Raw genomic sequence first — 17,187 nt, forward strand, 5'->3', positions numbered from 1 at the left:
GCCGATACCTTTTGGGTGTCGGCCTTTTAGCCCACACGTCGAGTTCGAATATATGAGAAAAGAGCATAGCTTGTTGGATCGGTTGGACAACGAAGTCCTCCCGGCCAGTTACACTACCAAGTTTGATTGGAACGCTTTTCTCGATAGTGTGACTTTGAATATTCAGAATATGCTGAATGTTAGGGTGGGCAGTGTTAAAGCGCTACACCAATTCGGAATGCCGGATTTTAATGACGTAGTGAATCAGTTTCCCGATGCTGTGCTCTATATTCGCAACGCGATACAGCATTTTATCGAAGAATACGAACCGCGATTGGAGAGCGTCAGTGTTTATTATGTGCCCGATCCGGATCAGCCCCTACATATGAAGTACGCCATCGAAGGTACTTTGCGTTACCAGGAACAGGTTTCCCGAGTAGCATTTGATACTGTGCTGACCGGCTCCGGTCAGGCAACGGTCAGGATATAACGGTGTCGTTCAACAAATATTTTCATGACGAACTAACCAACATCCGAGAGCTGGGGCGCGAGTTTGCAGAGCGTAATCCAAGATTGGCACCGTTTCTTACGGTGGAAGGCCAGGATCCGGACGTTGAGCGATTGCTGGAAGGTTTCGCTTTTCTGACTGGCCGATTACGGCAAAAACTGGATGACGAGCTGCCGGAGGTAACTCATTCGCTAATGGCGTTAATGTGGCCTCACTTTTTACGTCCGATTCCAGCCATGTCGATGCTCCAGTTCACGCCGTTATCCACGCTGTCAGAGAAGCAAACCATTGCAAAAGGTATTGAAGTGGAGTCGCGAAGAGTGGATGGCACCGCCTGCGCTTTTCAAACCTGTTACGATGTAGAGCTTTTGCCTCTGGAAGTGTTATCGACACGGCAGCACCAAAGGCCATCAGGAGCCAGTGTGTCAGTCTTGATTGGCCTCACGGCTCATGTGTCTTGGCAGGATATCAAACTGGATAAGTTGCCTGTATATCTACATGGCGAGGTCCATGTGGCGCAGCTGCTGTATTTATGGTTGTTTCGTTATCTGTCGGCTATCGATGTAGTGGCCCACACCAACGACGGTGATGAGATACTGGTAACGCGCTTGTCGGAGCAGTCGGTTACGCCGACTGGTTTTGGTGATCATGAGAACCTTCTGCCGGTATCTCCTTATCTATTGAATGGGTACAGGCTCATTCAGGAATATTATGCGTTACCTGAAAAATTCCATTTCTTCCAGGTAGAAGACCTGCAGTGCATTCGTGAACGCGCTGCGCGGGATGAGCGGGTTGCAACAGCGAAATCCATTGAACTGAAATTTCAGTTTGAGCGGGCGCTGGATACCCACGTAAATATCAGCGAGGACAATTTCAGGTTGTTCTGTACGCCGATAGTAAATTTGTTCAAGCATGACGCTATCCCGGTGCGGGCAGATCACAAGAAAACGGAATACAGAGTGGTTCCCAGTGGAGAAGACCCGTCCCACTACGAAGTTTTTGATATTACCAATGTGCAGGGGTGGGGGCATCGGAGCCACCAAAACCAGCTATTCAAACGCTTCGAATCATTTGAGCATTTTGAGACGGCACCAGTCGATAACCACAAACGTTATTATCGTGAGCGTCAAAAACCGGCGGTGACGGGTTACGGGCTAGATAGCTATCTCAGCTTTGTTAATCAGTACGAGCATAGCGTATTTCCGGAGACTGAAACGGTTTCAATCGACTTAATATGCACAAACCGACATCTGCCAACGTTGCTGGGAGTCGGTGACATTTGTGTAGAAACTGGCAGCAGTCCTGAGTATGCCACCTTCGAAAACATTACCCATGTCACGCCGTCGTTTGCTCCACCGCTGGATAAAGGCTTCCATTGGCGGCTCATATCTAACATGTCGCTCAATTACATGTCCCTCACCAATCTAAAGTCATTGAAAGCGGTGTTGTCCACGTACGATTACAAAAGCTACTACGACCGTCAGCAGGCGTTAACCAGTCAGCATCGGCTCGATGCATTTGATGGAATTCAAGGCGGGTTTGAAGATCGTATCCATCGCGGGTTGCCGGTGCGTGGCCGTAAAACAGTCTTGAGACTGAAGGAGAGCCACTTCGCCAATGAGGGCGATATGTTCATATTTGCTTCGGTTTTGAATGAGTTTTTTGCATTGAATTGCACAATGAATTGTTTTCATCACCTGTATGTGCATGGTGTTGAGAATGGCGAGATATATGAATGGAAACCAAAAACCGGCTCGTACCCGCTACTATAAACGGCGAATTGGAGCAGGTTCGGGAGTATTCATTCTTCCAATTGAACGCTCTACTACGCCAGTTTTGTGAAATATACAACCAGACAAATGAGCAAGGTTTGGCGTTGCGTTATCGTGCACTGGCAAGCTTAGGCTTTCCTGCATCTGATATTGAGTCAGGGGGCTGGCTGGGTGAAGCAGACAAGCAATTTATAGAGCTTACCGTCAGTTTTATGGGTTTGTATGGGCCTGCTTCGCCATTACCTGTGTATTACACCGAGCGTGTGTTGCAGTCATCTGATCCCAGGCACCCAAGCCGGGATTTAATGGATCTCTTCAATCATCGCCTGATCAGTTTGTTGCAGAATTGTTGGGAAAAGTATCGTTACTACATCCAATACGGTGCGGATGGTGCGGATCACTATTCTCGTTGGCTGTTATCTCTTGCCGGGTTGGATCAGGCCTTGCTTACTGATCAAGCCACGTTGAAGTGGTATCGATTGCTTCCTTTTGCCGGGTTGTTGGCTAGAGGCAATGGCAGCGCCGATGTGATCACTAAAGTGATTGCTAATTATTTTAAAATTGCTGTGGTTGAGGTCGAGCCCTGGGTGCCACGTGTTATGGCTGTTCCTGAATGCCAATGCAACGAAATGGGGAAAACTAACGCTCGGTTGGGTGATGATCTCATCATGGGGGACACCATCCAGGACTCTAGCAGCAAGTTTTTACTGCACCTTAGAAGTTTGAGCCCTAATCAATACCGATTATTTCTACCGGGAACATCTGGCTTTCGCGAGTTGGTTGAGCTGGTGCAATACCTGATAAAAGGTGCACAGGATTATGACATATGTCTGCATCGGAGCAGTTCATTCGATGTGAATATGGACCAATCACAATCCGATATGGCTGAATTGGGCTGGAACCTTACTCTTGGTGATAGAGCCAATCAGGATACAAACGAACCGACGCGAATATGTGTGTCAGATTATCATTCTATTTAACCTGCGACTGTCTTTGTATACATGAACGATATTGGAAAGCTCGTAAAATCGCTTAGTTTTATTGAGGAGTTTGTGGAAACGACAACCTCTCTCGCAACAGAGCGAAATGTACAAAGCCTTTTGAGCAAGGTGCTTCTGTCTGCGCGCAATTTTACCAATTGTGACGCCGGTCGAGTTTACGTATTGGATGTCACCAAGCGGAAGCTGCAACTGCGCATATCCCAGTGGGATGATGGGGAGCCCAATGCCGCGTGGTATCAGGTGCGTGACTTTGGGCAAGTGGGCGCACAGACAACGAATGATCCATTGATGTTCTGTGGTATGACCGGCTCGGTTGTGCTGATAGACGATGTGTACAGCTATAACGGATTTGATCTGGACTATGTCTACAGCCATGATCAACTATATGGTACTCGAACCCAGTCCCTCATTTTGGTGCCTTTGCGTGATCACGATAAGCAGACCATTGGAGTTCTTGAGCTCATTAATGCCAAAGATGCCTACAATCGGCGCTACGTGTCGTTCAAGTCATTGGAAGCCATCATTTGCGCATTTGCCGCTCAGGCCGCGGTATGCATTAACAACGCTTTACTGATTGAGACTAATAATCATTTGATTGGCTTATTGAATGATACCAATCAGCGTCTGGAAAAAGAGAACAAGCTTTTAAAAGAGCGAGGCAGCCGCAAGCTTGATTACAATATCATCGGTCAGAGCGATGCCATGCAGCAGGTATTTGGGCTGATGGAAAAGGCAATGGATACTGGGGTCAGTATTCTGTTGACGGGTGAAACCGGTACAGGAAAAGAGGTGTTTGCTCGAGCAATTCATGAAAACAGCATACGTAAGGCCAAACAGTTTATTACTCAAAATTGTGCGGCCTTGCCTGAACAATTGCTGGAAAGTGAGCTGTTTGGGTACAAGAAGGGTGCATTTACCGGAGCCGTGACTGAAAAGAAAGGATTGTTTGAACTGGCCAACTGCGGAACCATATTTCTAGACGAAATTGGCGATATGCCGATTAACCTACAGAGCAAGATCTTACGAGTATTGCAAGAAGGTGAGGTTAGGCCATTGGGCGCAACTGAGTCAGTGAAGGTCGATGTCAGGGTGATCGCGGCTACCCACTGCAACTTACATAGCAAGATCCAGAAAGGTGAGTTCAGAGAAGACCTGTATTTCCGGCTCAACGTGTTTCCCATAGCTCTTCCCGCTTTAAGGGAAAGGAATATTGATGTAAAACTACTTCTGGATCACTTTATTCGTAAATATACCAAGCAATACAGCAAGAAAATTACCGGCTTATCGCCAGCTGCATTGGATGTTCTGCTCAAATATCGCTTTCCTGGTAACGTAAGGGAGCTGCAAAATGCAATCGAGCGTGCTGTTTTACTGTGTGAACATGATGGCTCAATTCTGGTAGAGCATTTGCCGGACGCAATGCAGCAGGTTGGGGCCAGTGCAACCATGGGGGGGAGAACCGGCGGCACCAGAATTACGCCCTTGCTGAATGATGACCGATTTTCGTCGTTAAAGAATGCGGTTAATGCATACGAAATATCTGTCATAGAGCAGCATTTGCAGGCTAACAACTGGAATCAAACACGGGCGGCTGAAACCCTACAAATTCCACGCAGAACTCTGATTGATAAGATGAGTCGGTACAATATCAAAACACCTGACAAAAAAAGCGCGCAGCGCCGGTAGAGGCGTGATGCTGTAGGGTTGATACTTGAGGTTCCAAATGTTTTACCGATAGGGTTTGATTATGCAGACTGCTTTCGGCGGGGTTTGGGGGCTTCGGTTTGAAACTCTTCCAAGTTATCCTTCATTTGATTAATCAGTACAGCGATAGCCGCATTTGCGTTGGCGGCATTCTGATTAGAAGCCCCCGCTTGAGAGTCATGCAGCATTTCCTGCCAACCTTTTTTAACCCGAACGCGTACTTCGTCTAAAATGCGATCTGCCCTCAGACAGTGCGTTAGCAGGCTTTTGGCAGCATCACTGTTGTTCCAGTTTAGTGCGTTAATTTTTCGCTGCAAACCTTCAAGTTCTGCCTGTGCTTTAAAGGTAAGATTCTCAATCGGGCTTGTATCAATGCTGATATTGGGTAATGCCCTATCCTCGGCTGAGTCTGCATTTGTCTTATCCAGCCGTGCTTGTAGTGTGTAAACTGTTTTACGTAGAGCTTCTATTTTAAGTATTAATGCTTCCCGGCTTTGGTTTAGGCATCTGGCCAGATCGCCAGTCGATTCCAGATGTTCGTCTGCCCGGATATAAAGAATACCTTCACCTAATGGGCGAATATCGTTCATCAATTTATTCTTATCAGTTTTCAACTGGTTCAGATAGTGGCTGCTGGTTTGCTCGCTCGCAGGTGGTGGTATTGCGGCTGTGTTCGCAGCGGATGTGTTGAGGCTGGATGGTGTCGAATGCATTGTGTAGAACGTTATCCCAGCGATTAACCCCAACGCAGATACCCAGCAGACAAGACTGACCAGCAGGAGGGGGGAGCCTTCTGTTTGCAGGTGATCAGAAAGAGTTTGTAAGGTTAACGACAGCGGTTCTTGGGTTTCTGTGAGGGCATCAAGGCGCGTGCTGATGGATTGTTTAAGCTCGTGATGCTGTGCAATTGAGGGTGAGTAGGTGTCAAAGCCTTCTAAATCACTGAGCAAATTGGCAGCGCTGCGCCTGATGATCGCCGATGCGGGTGCAGACTTGCCGGTCGATAGATTTTGCAGGGATTGCCGAGCTTGCTCCAGATCAGGAGATTTGTACGCACCTTGGACATCAAACGCCTGCATAACACTTAGATAATGGTTGTTCAGTGCCATAGCGAGGCTATAGCTGGCTGCAATGTGTTCACTTGCCCCGTCAATCTGAAGCAGCCCCTGAGCCAGACTGGCTGACTTATCTGCAAGACTTTTTGCTGCCAACACCACCGTTTCTCGGCTTTCTGAAAGTTTTGTCACGTTTGCTCTATCTTGAATCAGCGCCGCCGCCGCAGAGGAAAACTGACTGAATTGTGACGTGAGTGTTGCCAGATCCTGGATCTGTGTGGATTGTAGCGGTGCGATCCCCAGTTTGAGACTGCCTTGGTCGATGATCTGATAATACACGATATTCAGGTCATGCTGTTTTTGCACGTTGCCGAGTTTCTTGTCGTCCAGAAGTAGCTTTTGGGATTCCGCCACCAATAGCTCGATGCCATCTTGCAGCTTTTGCAGTAACAACAAATGTTGGGTTTGTTCATTAGCAGCGTGTTGATAGTGGAACTGGCTCCAGATCGCAGCAACTATCAATAATGAAGCTGAAATAGCGGTGATCAAAAAGGGTTTTGCCGTACGTTCCATCTGCATACTCTCCGAACAGTCTCATAAATAGACATCGACGGGTAAAAAGGAGGCAGATAAATGGGCATTTTTTTAACCCCTGCCTGTCTTCCATTTAGAGAAAACTGTAGATGTCATAGATCAGGGTGGCTTGGAATGGTAAAGAATATTGCTTTTGCAGGGGTTGCTGTCAGCTTGTTGGCGGGTTGTTCATTGTTTGGCGAGTTCGCGCCGGCTGAGGATCAGGGATACTTCGAGCCAAAATCTGCCGCCGCTCAAGATCCTTACTGGCAGCGATTTTATGAATTGGAACAAGAGATCGCGCGGTTGAAGGCTAAGCTTGGCGAGCCTTCTACACCGGTGGCCGCGCAGGCCAGCCCCCAGGCATCCGAGTCCGTTGCGGACGACTTCCTAGCGCGACTGAGGCAGAAGGCGGATCAAGCGGTTAAGGTTATTGATAAAGCGATCGCGTCCATTGATCAGCTCCCGGTACAACAGCCAAATCAGGATCCAGCGCCCTCTCATGAGGTTGATTACGCTGTCACTGAAATATCACCACAAATAGCGGTTGCGGGAAGCGTGCAGCGCAATCGCGAGGGTGACGTCGTCACCCAGGTTACTTACACCCAATCCCGTCAGCCTCAATACAACTACTCATTGGTCTATATCTATCCGGAACCCAAGCCCTGGAATGATATGTGGGACAAGCTGGAAGCAGCCAACGAGCAGGATAAATGGCGCGGATCAAACCCTGATAAGCCAAGTTACTTTATATATGTTGGGGCTTATCTGCATGAGGGGGATGCTGTGAAGCGCCATGATTCATTGGTAACTATCTTGGGTGAAGGCCCACAGGTACGCACTAATGTGCAATCGGCTGCACTAGCGGCCAATTAATTGCGCAGATTTTCGCTAAATCTTTGCGTGCTAACCGTCTTATATAGCGTTTGTTTGGAAATCTTTTGGAGTAATTGCTCATGAATCGTTCTGTTGCGTTAGGGTTGACGCTTATTGGGGTGCTGTGTGGAGCAAACACAGCAATGGCTGTGCAGGATTCTGCGCAAGCGGCGGAGTTGGAATCGGTCAGGCAGGAGCTGATTGATGCAAAAGCTGCAATAGAAGAGGCCAGACAAATCGCCGAACAGATTGTGCTGGATGCCCAGAAGCAGGCGAATCAGATAAATCAAAGCTCAGTGGTTAATGATTCGCCTGTTGATCTTAGCCCCATAGAAATCCAGCGTGGCCAGGTTGCGGTTGAGATTGCTGCCGGAACCGTTGAAGAGATCGCCACCGCGATAATGCCTAATGACTGGCGCATTATGGTGGATGTTAACAACAAAGAGATTCTGCAGAAACGCTTTCAGTACGTGAGCACTAAAAGTCGCGATCAGGCGTTACGTGATCTGCTGTCCCCAATTGGTTTAAAACATCAATACTTCTTCGATCTTAAAGATGAGCAGGGCACCAAGAAGCCCTTACTCGTCATCAGTCAGCGCTAACAGGGGATTTTTATCATGTCATTTAATATCAAAGTTGCTTCCTCCTCTTTTGTGCTGGCTGGCTTGCTGGCGGGTTGTGCGGTAACACCTTACAACGAAGACGAAAAATACCAACCATTGCAGGACAAGCCAACTCAGCTGGTAGTTGAGCGCAGTGACACCTATATACGGGAAGTCACCCCTGAAGAGGCAGTGTATAACAGGCAGGTTAGTTTTAGTGGAAAGGTGGCGTTGATTGATGCCATTCGCAAGCAATTGGATGATGTCAATATTGTCCCTGGTGATCAGAACGTCCAGTTAAACCGTGAAGTCAGCGTATTTGCACAGGGCATGTATTTGAAAGACTATTTCAAATACCTTGAAGCGGTGAGCGGTTATGACATCGAATACAGCAACGGTGTGGTTACCGTGCGCTCTTTCGTGCGTAAAGAATGGAATGCTGCTGCCTTTGCTTCCCATCGCACCGTTAAATTGAAAGTTGGCTCAACCTTCAATACGGAATCGACCACCACTCAGTCTGATGGAGGCAGCTCCTCCAGTGGTGGCAAGGATAACGCGATTGAGAGCCGATATACCGATGATGAGTGGTCGATCCTGGTAGATGGGGCCCGCAACATCCTTAATGCGACAAAGAAAAAGTCGAAAAAAGACGAGACCTCGGAGCTTGAGCCCTACGTACAGGCGGTTCGTTCTGTTGGCACCATAAGCGTAGGTGGGCAGGCTAATCGTGTGAACGCATTGGATGAATTTATCTCTAATTTGATCACTCGGGGGCAGCGTCAGGTCAATATCAATGTGCAAGCCTACGATGTCACCCTCAATGATGATCGTGGTGCCGGTATAGATTGGACTCAGTTGGCATTGAAGGATGCCACCATTAATGGCAATCCGCTGGATTTCAGCCTTAATAGTATTCTCGCCAACGCAAGTGGTTCTTCATCCAGTAAAAACGTAGTGAGCGATACCAACGGGATCTTTTCGGCCAATGTTGGCTATGAAAGCAGTTCAGTGAATGCAGACGCCATTGTTCGGTTCCTGAGTGAATATGGTGAAGTTGAGCTGCTTACCCAGCCCAATGTGACCGTTCGTAACGGCTCCTACGCCTATATTTCCACAGGTGAAGAGATCACCTTTATAGGCGAAATCGAAACCAAAGAAGGCGATGACAACAATGACCGTACTACGGCAACTCTGAACTCAGTACGTGTGGGTGTAACCTTGGCGGTAACCCCCAGAATTCTGGGTGATGGTCGAATCATGCTGGAGATATGGCCAGTCATCAGCTCCATCTCCGGCAGTAAAAAATATACCTTCCAAGGGCTGGAATACGAAGTCCCCAATATTGCATTGAACGAGCTTTCTACTGAGGTTATCACCGAAAGCGGCAAGCCAATCCAGTTGGGTGGCTTCATTCGTCGCTCCGTGGCCAAGAGCCTGCAGGATCTTCCCTGGAAGGATGCCTTTACTCAGGCAGTGGTTAATCCATTGTTCAGATCGGAATCTAATGAGCTTAGCCGCCGTGAGTTGGTGCTGACTGTGACCCCCACGATCGTAGAGGGAGTGTAGTTGGTGAGTTCACTGGCGGATTACATTAAACGACCCGTTACCATTCAGGGCAGGGAGGTTTTACTTGTACCTGATTTGGTGGGGCCGGTACCCATTAGTGAGCAGCACCAGTATGTCGAGTCCTGTCCTGCAACCAATACATGCCCAGCCATACACGTGCGGGAGAGCGATATCGAGGAGATGCGAGAGCGTTACCCTGATTATCCGGTGTTTGGTATGTGGCATCTGTTGATCAAAAGCGGGCTTGTTTCATTTAAACGCACGCTGCAGATCATTCCCATCACTCAGGAAGATGGCTACTACATTCACTGTGATCTAGGTAGGGCAGAGTATTCAGGCATATACGAAGCTGGATTTTTTGCAGCAGACGCAGGCTTTTCTTTGGATGAGGCCCTGTTGGTTGAAGCGGATATTGAGCAGTTGGTCTTGCCAGAGCAAGAGGCAAAGCTGGCCGCTGAATTGCGCTTCGAACGGCAGCTGGTTACCCGCAAGGGGTGGTCATATCTTGTGATTTCTATGGTTGTGGTTATTGCCATTGCATTTGGGGTGAATCTGATCTTAGGCAAAATTTATGATCGTGCCCACCAGCAATTAGCCAGTAAGAGCGCCATGCTGTCGGATTTGCAAAGCGGTTTGGACAAATTGCGTACCACGCGATTGACCGAAGTGCCAAACGATCAAGAGACTTTGGAGCGCTTGGCGGTATTGTGGAAAGAGTATCCCAATATAGAAACTACGGGTAAGCAAAGCATTGATTCAAAATCGATCACGCTGACTTATCGTAGTGAAGAGGGGTTCAAGCCGCTATCTGATCTTAACTGGATCACCAGTCAATATGATCCCAAAGGTATAGTCACCATCAAGATGAAAACTCGGGGTGGTTGATATGAAGAACGCATTGACCAACATTGGATTTGTTCGCCACTGGACCTGGGTGCATTGGGTTGCGATAGGAGCGGTACTGTTTATCGCTTCCAAAGAGGTCTATGAGAGCCAGACGGCTCGTCTGCGGTCTATTGATAACCAAAATGTCCAGGTTATCGAAGAGAATATTCAGGAATTCAACACCATGGCAGAGCGATTGGCGCAGCTTGAAGTGTTGCCTCCGGTACAGAATCAATGGAAATACATTCCAGCGATCGCCACCCGTTATGGCGTGGAGGTCAGCGTGCTGGGAACCAAGCACAGCGACATGTACGACGGGCCGTTGCAGGCTTGGCATGGTGAGTTGAAGGGGCGTGTTGGATCAGTGTTAGTGGCGGCGCTGGAGATCCAGCAGACCGTGCCTACATTTTTATATCAGATTTCGATTAAAAACGGTGATGCCACTCTTGGTTTTTCCGTGCTGGGAAGTGAATAGGTGATGCTATGAAACGATATATTGTTTTGGGGTTAATGGGTGTGTCTGTGTTGGCGCAGGCAGAAATGGACGGTTCCAAAATTTTGATGGAAGAAGCTGAACGGGCCAAGGAGGTTCAGCGTTTGGAATATCAGGCAGAGTTGCTCAAGCAGCGTGCAGAGATTGCCAAATACGTTGAAGAGATCCAGAAATACGGTGGTGATGTATCAGATCTAGGGGTTCAGGCACCTGCATCGGCATCAAAAAGTTCGTCTACTGACAAGCAGGCTTCCGCCAAATCCAAAAAGAAGGATGCAGTACCCAAGGTGCTACATATAGAAAACGATCGTGCGGCATTTGATACCCAGGATGGCAAGGTGTTTGGCAAGGTAGGTCAAACACTGCCGGGCGGCTATCGTGTTGTTGCCATCAGCATGCGTGATGGCGTGCGATTGCACAAAGATGGCATGCGCTACGATATCGACATCGTTTGGTAGATTAAATGACAGAAAAACAGCATTCGCGATTACACCAACAGTTTGATCAGTTGCTTCAGGAGCTGACCAATCGGGCGGCGTTGTCTGAACAGTCTTCCCGCAACCTGCCTTTGCCCACTGAGGCAGGTGAGATCGTGCCACGTTTGTGGGAGGCAGGCATCGATGATGTCAAGCTGGCGCAGGCGCTGTCTGCCCTGTTCAAACGTGAGCTGTTTAACGGCATAGTAAAAGATCGTGATAGCTTGGTACGCAGCAGTAATGATCGTTGCCCCTGGTTGATTGTGGATCGGGTTCTGTATGTGTCGAACCCCTATGATCGAGCCCAGATTGAGCCGCTGATGCGGCGCAAAAATGATCCCAAAGATAAACTCAAATTCGAAAAACTCGGCATTTTGGCCATGTCCGATTTCGACTCCGATCTGGTGGTGCAGGCCAGTTACGATCATGGGGTATCCGTAGCAGAGGTATCCGGGGCCTGGGCCAAAGGCTTTGTGGATGAACTGCTGAACGAAGCCATCGCTCTGCGTGCCAGTGATATTCACATTAATCCAGAATCCCATGGTGGCGTGATTAAGTTTCGGGTAGATGGCCGTTGCCAAGTGTGCCGAGTGCCTGGGTTGCAAACCATCGAGCGGGAACGCTTTCGGCTGGTATCCAACAATCTGATGGAGCGAGTCGGCAAGCAAAACAACTATCTGGAACCCACCAGTGGGTATTTGGTGTTTCAATCTGCCCATAAGCAAGTAAGCATGCGGCTTGAAATGGCACCTGTTAAGATTTATTCAGAAATCCAGCCCAAAATCACCATTCGATTGCTGAACAACCAGCGTGGCGTGAACAAGCTTGAAAGTCTGGGCTTAAGCCCCCTGCATGTAGCTCAACTACGTAGTTTGGGCCATCGTGCCAACGGCATGCTGGTGGTAACGGGCCCCACCGGTAGCGGCAAATCCACCACACTAAAAGCCATACTGAAAGACATTCGTGACAGCTTCCCTGAAAAGGCCATCTACAGCATTGAGGATCCGGTAGAGGATCAGCTGGATGGCATTACCTCCCTGGAAGTCACCAAGCATATGAGTTTTGCCAAGGCCCTGCGCTCACTACTGCGTCACGATCCAGATGTGATTATGGTGGGGGAGATCCGTGATGCCGAAACCGCAGAGCTGGCGTTGCGTGCCAGTATGACTGGGCACTTAGTGCTCACCACTCTGCATACTAACGATTCTCATGGTGCCATTAACCGCTTGCGAAACCTGGGGCTGGATAATGCCCTGATGGCAGAGAACTTGATGGCGGTCACCGCGCAACGTTTGGTGAACAAAGTTTGCCCGCATTGCTCAAGCATGTTGCCCATTACGCAATCAAAAGAGCTTTGGGCCAAATATCAGCACGTTCCGGAGCTAAAAAACCCCGATATATTAGTGCCTGTTGTGTCTAATAAAGAAGGATGCCAACACTGTAATTTCGGTTACACCGGACGGCATTTGGTGTGTGAACTGTTTCTTAATGATCCACTGGCCGAAACAGAGATCATCGAGGGCGTTCCCTCCAATGAAATCCGGCGTCAGCAAAGTCAGCGCGGTGTGTTTAATGATCTATGGGATGACGGTATCCGGTTGGTGAAAGAGGGGGTAACCACTCTGGAGGCGCTGGAAAACAAAATCAATCCCATTCGGGTAGCGCGAGCCTATCGCAAAGCCGATTACGGTAAACCGGTAGGCCGAGCCTACACCAAAGCAGATGAAGCTCTGCTGGATATAGAGCAAGCTTAATTCAATTATTCTGACCAAATGGATAGAGGATATAACATGGGCAACAAGCAGTTGAACAATCGTGGTTTAAACAGCAAGGGCTTCACGTTGGTGGAATTGATCGCAGTAGTAGCGATCATCTCTATGATTGCAGTGTACATCACCATCGAGATCAACCAGTCTAGTGATGATGCCAAGATTGGCTTGGCTACCGCGTTTCTGACCTCAAACGTACCCGGTGCTATTTCTTCGTTTAGAGCGCGCCATATGTCCAGTTGTCGGGCTATTGATGATGAGTTCACCATTGGAGACGAGACATACACAGCAGGTGGTGAGGCAACCAAAGCCAACCTGGTGAATCGAGGCCTTGCGGCGAATACTCCTTGGGATGATGTGTGGACTGCTGAATTTAATGATGATACTCGAGAGATCACGATTGAATTCCCTTTGGTGGGGACCAACGCCGATACCGTGCAGGCTGACTTGGAAGCAAACCTTACAGGTCGCGCTCAGGTAGTCAGTGTTACTGGGGGCGCGGTGGGAGATGCAAGCAGCGGCTTAATCATCGTTTACAGCTGCTCATAACGCTCCATGTACTACGTTGTTCAATACTTAGACGCTAAAGGCGAGCAGGCCTCCATTAAAGTGGAGGCCGCCACTCGAGAGGAGGCGCGCTGGCAGTCCCGCATTCCCGAACGGCGCATTATAGCTGTGCGGGAGGATGTGCTGGGGCAACTGGCGTTTGCCTTTGAGCCACCGGGGCCAGATCGTAAAAATCAGGCGTTGTTTATGCAATCCCTGAGCAGCTCCCTGTCCAGTGGTAAAACGGTCAAGCAAAGTGTTGATCAAATCATTAAAAAAAATCGCTGGCTTAAAGCCAAGCAGGAAAGTATCGACGAATGTGACAGCCTGGCCGACTACATGGAGCTGTTTCGTTTCGATCATTTTGCCATACTGATGGCCAGAGCCGCAGAAAAAGCTGGTGACTATTCCCATGCTTTACGTCAAGCGGCTCAATTTTTGCTGGCGCGGGAAAAAATCAAATCTGAGGTTAGCTCAGAGCTGAAAACGGGCCTGATTTATATCTTTGTGGGGTCTGCCTTCTTTTTTGTGGTGCCAGCCTTTCTGGATAATTCCCTGCAATCCTTGATGGGGGTGGGCAGTAACGGCTTTGTAAAACCCAATCGTTTTACTAATCTCCTGATGGGGATGGGGCAGTTCACCAAGCTCTATGCCTGGATCATTCCACTGTTGTGTGCGGTGGCCTTGCTGTATCGCAATTTGGTGTGGAGCGTATTGAAGCGGTTTCCTCTGTTCAACCTGATAGAAACCAAGCGCATTCAAGAGCGATCCATTGAATTTATTTCAGTCTATGAAATGTTGCAAAAGGCGGGTTACGTCGATTCCGAAATCGTCGCTGAGCTTATGCGCTCAACACGAGGGCCGTTGCGTTCTACCTACCAGCGAGTATATGCCCATTTAGCCAAATCTGAAGAGCTATCCAGTGCATTGTCGGAAGAGGATTGGGATGATTCACTGATCGAGGCCATGCAGGTCTTCAACGAAGTAGATGACGAACAGCAAGGGTTTATACTGGCTTCAGTGAAAGAAACACTGCATCTAAAGAACGTTCACACCAGTCGACAGATTTCCAAGTTTTTATCACGAATAGGCTTCGCCATGATGGTGCTGGCGGCCGTGGTTGCCGTGTTAGGCTTCTATCTGCCTCTGGCAGGTGCCGCCTCTAATGTAGGTCGCTGATGCAGAATCAATGTAAAGGTATGACCCTTGCTGAGATCATGGTTGTAATCAGTATTATCGCATTGGCGGCCACCTTTGCGCTGCCGGTTATATATCAAGAGCAAGAGTACCAAGATGTTGCTTCTGCAATAAACACCGCCCAGCAGCTTGCAACCGCCATTGAATACGGCCGATCCATTCAGCAAGCCGACCTGTTTGACGGTACCTTGAATGAATTTATTGTCAGCCACAATAGTCGGATAGATCGCTATATGTCCACGGTCGATGACGACTTCACGGTAGTGGGTCGTAATCCTGGATCACTTTTTAGGGTGGTGGTGAATCAGTTCTCTGTTTATGTGTCTTTTTCTTTGACTGGATCAGAGTATTCCGATTTCAATTTTCCATCTGCCCGTAAAGAGATTCTGGTTGACGAAGTAGATGAAGAGGAAGTGACCACAGTGCGTTGGACGGTTGGCCCGTCAGCGGGCAGTGGTTTAGCTATCGCGTACGGAGTAAATCACTACATCAATGCAGACTAATTCATCTGATTATCGTTTTAAATCATTATCTGGCTTCACCTTGGTGGAAGTGTTGGTATCGGTTGCTCTGATATCGACCATGGCGGTCTATTTTATTCAGGCTCAGATTCAGCAAGTACAGGATCGGGTTATAGAGGCATTGGCACAAGATGTATTAACTTTGGCTAATGCCTCCATGAGTTACTACTCGCAGATAAGTAGGTGGCCAGCACAGGAGGTGGATGACTGCGCCAGTTTGGTGCAGGATCTGGCCGCAATGGGCGCTTTTCCTGTTGGGCTTAATGGGTATGAAGGAATGGATGGCGTTGCACTACAAACTACCTGTGCAGACGTTGATGATATAGGCCGAACTCTCAGAATATCCGTTGTATTCCCTGTTGGTGATCAAGATTCGGCTGCAATGTTACGCTCCTATCTGCCAACATCGGCGATGCCAATTGTCGCGGCCGATCAACCGCCGATGGTTGTACATTATGTCGCTACGCCTCGAAAAGCTTCCCAGCGATACAACTTTGAACGGGTTGTGGTTGGGGCTGGCGGCTTGTTTACTTTGCCAAAGCCTGATTGCCCCGGCAATCGAAATGATCCTGCCCATATTCTTTTGCCCCAGTCTATTTGTATTAATAATGCAGAGCATGGGTTGGGTGGTTTTCTATTTAACGATGAGAGCAATAATAGGGATGACTTTTGGACGCTTCGACTTATGGTGGCCGACGGTGACGAAAACGAACATTTGAATGACTTTGCTGGTGTGTCCAGCTGTGGTGGTAGTGCGATTGAGGTAGGAGCGATTACATACTGTGAGACCAATTAAAACACAGCAAGGAATCGCACTGGTTTATATCGTCCTGCTGATCAGCGGGCTCTCAGTCATGCTTGTCCATCACGCTTACGTTTCAAAAATTCGGGCCGAGCGTAGCGCATTCACCTTCACGATTTCTCAGATTCATCATGTTCTTAACCTTGCGTACGCTCATCGGTTGTCGACGGGGCATTGGCCCAGATCCAATGACGGTGTCTGTCAGACGCCAGAGCAATATATTAATGATGCCGAAACGCCCAATAACGGCTGGGGATATCCGTTGGAAGGGCTTGATGAGTGTGGTGGTGCAAGTGAATCCTATGTGATTCAGCAGATTATTCCTGATAGTTATTTTCAGCTGTTCGAAGAAAGCCTAGAAGAGGAGCTTGAAAGAGATTATACCGGTGTCGCCGATGGCATGGTTCGGATGAGGTTGGAGTTGCCGCTGTCTTTAGTGGAGCAGCAGCGAATACATATTGGGAAATTAACAAACAGAAATAGTGATCCTTTGAGTTTTGACCGAATTGTCTGCTCCTTGGGTGGCACACCTAGATATGTTGGTGGGTTGGATGGGGTGTGTGGGTCTGCTCCAGCTCCTGTGCCAGGAGATTCTAACTATATTCCTTTTACATACCCGCCGCCTGATTCAATTTTTGTAAATATTGGTCTCGATATTCGTCAGCGTTTTGATGAAACAGAAGTTCGCTACGGTATGGGAGTTATAGATTCCTATCGTTATGATATAAATGATGAAGGGCGTCCATGGTTTTTTGATTATGATGACGATGGGCATGATTTTGCAGATGAGCAATGCCCTAGAGACCGCCATCACCAACGCTATACCATAGATGCCGTGCTGTTGGCATGGTGCGAATAACAG

The 17,187-nt window shown here is 48.4% G+C and carries 17 protein-coding genes; 16 read left to right on the plus strand and 1 reads right to left on the minus strand.

Annotated features, from left to right (window positions below; translation table 11 throughout):
- The first annotated feature begins 52 nt into the window (after positions 1-52).
- The 4 genes from tssE (at position 53) to Kalk_RS18835 (ending at position 4,946) form a co-directional block, all read left to right on the plus strand.
- Complete coding sequence (gene tssE, locus Kalk_RS18820; protein ID WP_101895721.1) at positions 53-469, plus strand: type VI secretion system baseplate subunit TssE; 417 nt, start codon at positions 53-55, stop codon at positions 467-469.
- Positions 470-471: 2 nt separating this feature from the next.
- Complete coding sequence (tssF, locus tag Kalk_RS18825; protein WP_158643586.1) at positions 472-2,259, plus strand: type VI secretion system baseplate subunit TssF; 1,788 nt, start codon at positions 472-474, stop codon at positions 2,257-2,259.
- On the plus strand, positions 2,223-3,239 hold the full coding sequence (gene tssG / locus Kalk_RS18830; RefSeq protein WP_101895723.1) for a type VI secretion system baseplate subunit TssG: 1,017 nt from the start codon (positions 2,223-2,225) through the stop codon (positions 3,237-3,239). Before tssF ends, tssG begins: the two co-directional genes overlap by 37 nt.
- A gap of 120 nt (positions 3,240-3,359) precedes the next feature.
- On the plus strand, positions 3,360-4,946 hold the full coding sequence (locus Kalk_RS18835; protein WP_158643587.1) for a sigma-54-dependent Fis family transcriptional regulator: 1,587 nt from the start codon (positions 3,360-3,362) through the stop codon (positions 4,944-4,946).
- Positions 4,947-5,005: 59 nt separating this feature from the next.
- Here the strand turns inward: Kalk_RS18835 and Kalk_RS18840 are convergent, their stop codons facing one another.
- Positions 5,006-6,592: a hypothetical protein gene (locus tag Kalk_RS18840; RefSeq protein WP_101895725.1), complete on the minus strand. Its 1,587-nt coding sequence runs from the start codon at positions 6,590-6,592 to the stop codon at positions 5,006-5,008.
- A 135-nt stretch (positions 6,593-6,727) separates the two neighbouring features.
- Here Kalk_RS18840 and Kalk_RS18845 point away from each other — a divergent pair, with 135 nt between their 5' ends.
- The 12 genes from Kalk_RS18845 (at position 6,728) to Kalk_RS18900 (ending at position 17,184) form a co-directional block, all read left to right on the plus strand.
- Complete coding sequence (locus Kalk_RS18845) at positions 6,728-7,468, plus strand: hypothetical protein (protein ID WP_101895726.1); 741 nt, start codon at positions 6,728-6,730, stop codon at positions 7,466-7,468.
- 80 nt (positions 7,469-7,548) lie between these two features.
- Complete coding sequence (locus Kalk_RS18850) at positions 7,549-8,070, plus strand: hypothetical protein (RefSeq protein ID WP_101895727.1); 522 nt, start codon at positions 7,549-7,551, stop codon at positions 8,068-8,070.
- 15 nt (positions 8,071-8,085) lie between these two features.
- Entirely contained in the window at positions 8,086-9,636 is a 1,551-nt protein-coding gene (locus tag Kalk_RS18855) for a type II secretion system protein GspD (RefSeq protein WP_101895728.1), read from the plus strand.
- Between the two features lie 3 nt (positions 9,637-9,639).
- The gene (locus Kalk_RS18860; RefSeq protein ID WP_158643588.1) at positions 9,640-10,521 is read left to right on the plus strand and encodes a hypothetical protein; all 882 of its coding nucleotides are present in this window, start codon (positions 9,640-9,642) and stop codon (positions 10,519-10,521) included.
- 1 nt (position 10,522) lies between these two features.
- Positions 10,523-10,996 carry a hypothetical protein gene (locus Kalk_RS18865; protein WP_101895730.1) on the plus strand — a complete coding sequence of 158 codons (474 nt, stop codon included), beginning with the start codon at positions 10,523-10,525 and terminating at the stop codon, positions 10,994-10,996.
- 8 nt (positions 10,997-11,004) lie between these two features.
- The gene (gene pilP, locus Kalk_RS18870) at positions 11,005-11,472 is read left to right on the plus strand and encodes a type IV pilus biogenesis protein PilP (protein ID WP_101895731.1); all 468 of its coding nucleotides are present in this window, start codon (positions 11,005-11,007) and stop codon (positions 11,470-11,472) included.
- A 5-nt stretch (positions 11,473-11,477) separates the two neighbouring features.
- Positions 11,478-13,244 carry a GspE/PulE family protein gene (locus Kalk_RS18875; RefSeq protein ID WP_101895732.1) on the plus strand — a complete coding sequence of 589 codons (1,767 nt, stop codon included), beginning with the start codon at positions 11,478-11,480 and terminating at the stop codon, positions 13,242-13,244.
- 36 nt (positions 13,245-13,280) lie between these two features.
- Positions 13,281-13,808 carry a type II secretion system protein gene (locus Kalk_RS18880; protein ID WP_158643589.1) on the plus strand — a complete coding sequence of 176 codons (528 nt, stop codon included), beginning with the start codon at positions 13,281-13,283 and terminating at the stop codon, positions 13,806-13,808.
- 6 nt (positions 13,809-13,814) lie between these two features.
- On the plus strand, positions 13,815-14,984 hold the full coding sequence (locus tag Kalk_RS18885) for a type II secretion system F family protein (protein ID WP_101895734.1): 1,170 nt from the start codon (positions 13,815-13,817) through the stop codon (positions 14,982-14,984).
- Positions 14,984-15,505: a prepilin-type N-terminal cleavage/methylation domain-containing protein gene (locus tag Kalk_RS18890; protein ID WP_101895735.1), complete on the plus strand. Its 522-nt coding sequence runs from the start codon at positions 14,984-14,986 to the stop codon at positions 15,503-15,505. Before Kalk_RS18885 ends, Kalk_RS18890 begins: the two co-directional genes overlap by 1 nt.
- A complete protein-coding gene (locus Kalk_RS18895; RefSeq protein WP_101895736.1) occupies positions 15,495-16,319 on the plus strand; it encodes a type II secretion system protein in 825 nt (274 codons plus the stop codon). The genes Kalk_RS18890 and Kalk_RS18895 overlap by 11 nt, the downstream gene beginning before the upstream one ends.
- Positions 16,306-17,184, plus strand: coding sequence for a hypothetical protein (locus Kalk_RS18900; protein WP_101895737.1), 879 nt, complete (start codon positions 16,306-16,308; stop codon positions 17,182-17,184). The genes Kalk_RS18895 and Kalk_RS18900 overlap by 14 nt, the downstream gene beginning before the upstream one ends.
- Positions 17,185-17,187 lie beyond the last annotated feature (3 nt).

Origin of the sequence: Ketobacter alkanivorans, assembly GCF_002863865.1 — a bacterium.
Classification (GTDB): domain Bacteria; phylum Pseudomonadota; class Gammaproteobacteria; order Pseudomonadales; family Ketobacteraceae; genus Ketobacter; species Ketobacter alkanivorans.

Bases quoted from the DNA above. Each gene is read 5' to 3' on its own strand.
- Kalk_RS18895 (WP_101895736.1), top strand. From the start codon at position 15,495: ATGCAGACTAATTCATCTGATTATCGTTTTAAATCATTATCTGGCTTC.
- Kalk_RS18845 (WP_101895726.1), top strand. From the start codon at position 6,728: ATGGTAAAGAATATTGCTTTTGCAGGGGTTGCTGTCAGCTTGTTGGCG.
- Kalk_RS18880 (WP_158643589.1), top strand. From the start codon at position 13,281: ATGGGCAACAAGCAGTTGAACAATCGTGGTTTAAACAGCAAGGGCTTC.
- Kalk_RS18840 (WP_101895725.1), bottom strand. From the start codon at position 6,592: ATGGAACGTACGGCAAAACCCTTTTTGATCACCGCTATTTCAGCTTCA.
- Kalk_RS18885 (WP_101895734.1), top strand. From the start codon at position 13,815: ATGTACTACGTTGTTCAATACTTAGACGCTAAAGGCGAGCAGGCCTCC.
- Kalk_RS18875 (WP_101895732.1), top strand. From the start codon at position 11,478: ATGACAGAAAAACAGCATTCGCGATTACACCAACAGTTTGATCAGTTG.
- tssE (WP_101895721.1), top strand. From the start codon at position 53: ATGAGAAAAGAGCATAGCTTGTTGGATCGGTTGGACAACGAAGTCCTC.
- pilP (WP_101895731.1), top strand. From the start codon at position 11,005: ATGAAACGATATATTGTTTTGGGGTTAATGGGTGTGTCTGTGTTGGCG.
- Kalk_RS18855 (WP_101895728.1), top strand. From the start codon at position 8,086: ATGTCATTTAATATCAAAGTTGCTTCCTCCTCTTTTGTGCTGGCTGGC.
- tssG (WP_101895723.1), top strand. From the start codon at position 2,223: ATGGAAACCAAAAACCGGCTCGTACCCGCTACTATAAACGGCGAATTG.
- Kalk_RS18890 (WP_101895735.1), top strand. From the start codon at position 14,984: ATGCAGAATCAATGTAAAGGTATGACCCTTGCTGAGATCATGGTTGTA.
- Kalk_RS18850 (WP_101895727.1), top strand. From the start codon at position 7,549: ATGAATCGTTCTGTTGCGTTAGGGTTGACGCTTATTGGGGTGCTGTGT.
- Kalk_RS18865 (WP_101895730.1), top strand. From the start codon at position 10,523: ATGAAGAACGCATTGACCAACATTGGATTTGTTCGCCACTGGACCTGG.